This window comes from Edaphosphingomonas fennica (genome assembly GCF_003034225.1).
GTDB lineage: Bacteria > Pseudomonadota > Alphaproteobacteria > Sphingomonadales > Sphingomonadaceae > Sphingomonas_E > Sphingomonas_E fennica.
Window position 1 is genome coordinate 1 of the sequence record NZ_PHHF01000055.1, and the last position, 1,252, is coordinate 1,252.

At 62.2% G+C, this 1,252-nt stretch carries 1 protein-coding gene; it reads left to right on the top strand.

What is annotated here, in order from left to right; genetic code table 11:
- Positions 1-71: 71 nt before the first annotated feature.
- The gene (locus CV103_RS13805) at positions 72-1,052 is read left to right on the top strand and encodes an aldehyde dehydrogenase family protein (protein ID WP_342749168.1); all 981 of its coding nucleotides are present in this window, start codon (positions 72-74) and stop codon (positions 1,050-1,052) included.
- Positions 1,053-1,252: the final 200 nt, after the last annotated feature.

A 1,252-nucleotide genomic window follows, 5' to 3' on the forward strand; every position in this document is an offset into this window, starting at 1 on the left:
AGGCCGGACATATGAAAGCAACCGATCAAACCCGTCGCGACACAATGCCCTTGCCAAGGGGGCGTCCACATATGAATCAGATTGCCTGCAAGGTCGCGCCGGCCATCGCCACCGGTTGCACGATGATATTGAAGCCGTCCGAGATCGCTCCCTTCAGCGCCTATCTGTTCGCCGAGGTGCTGGATGCGGCCGGCGTGCCCGCGGGCGTCTTCAACCTCGTCAACGGCGGAGCCGCGGCAGGTGCGGCCATCGCTTCGCATCCCCAGGTGGACATGGTTTCGTTCACCGGCTCGACACGCGCCGGTATCGAAGTCGCGATCGCCGCCGCCCCTACCGTCAAACGGGTTTCGCAGGAACTGGGCGGCAAGTCACCCAACATCCTGCTGGAGGACGCCGATTATCCCACGGCCGTCGCGGCCGGCATCAGGCAGGTGATGAACAATAGCGGCCAGTCATGCAACGCGCCGACGCGGATGATCGTGCCAAAGGCACGAATGATGGAGGTGAGCAGGCTCGCGCGCGACGCGGCGGCGGCGATCAGCGTTGGCGATCCGGCTACGGACGTTTCGATGGGGCCGGTGGTCTCGGCCACGCAGTGGGGCAAGGTCCAGCGCCTGATAAAAAAGGGAATGGACGAAGGGGCCACGCTGATTGCCGGCGGCCCCGGCCTGCCCGACGGAATCGACAAGGGCTATTTCGTCAGGCCGACCGTCTTCGCAGATGTCACCAACGGCATGACCATCGCGCGCGAGGAGATTTTCGGCCCGGTGCTCTCGATCCTGGGATATGAAACGCTCGATCAGGCCTGCGAGATCGCCAATGATACCGACTACGGCCTTGCCGCCTATATCTGGGGGACGGACCCTTCGCAGATTCGCGCAGTCGCAGCCCGCCTGCGCGCGGGCCGCGTATCGCTGAACGGGAGCACTGGCGACAGCCTCACGCCATTCGGCGGATATAAAATGAGCGGAAACGGGCGAGAATGGGGCGCCTTCGGCTTCGACGAGTATGTCGAGATAAAGGCCGTGATGGGCTTCTCCAATGCCCCCTAGGCTCGGGGAGCGCAGGCTTCAATCCAAGCCTCGTCCAATTCAGGAAAAGATCAAACACCCGAGATTGATGAATGTTATAGCGAAAGCCGGCGACCTGCCGTTGCGGATTCCCCTTAAAGGCCTAGGGTCGGGACCCATAAACAGGATTCCCTTGGCGTCGGGAATGTGATTCATATGTGGACGCCCCCTTGGCAAGGGCA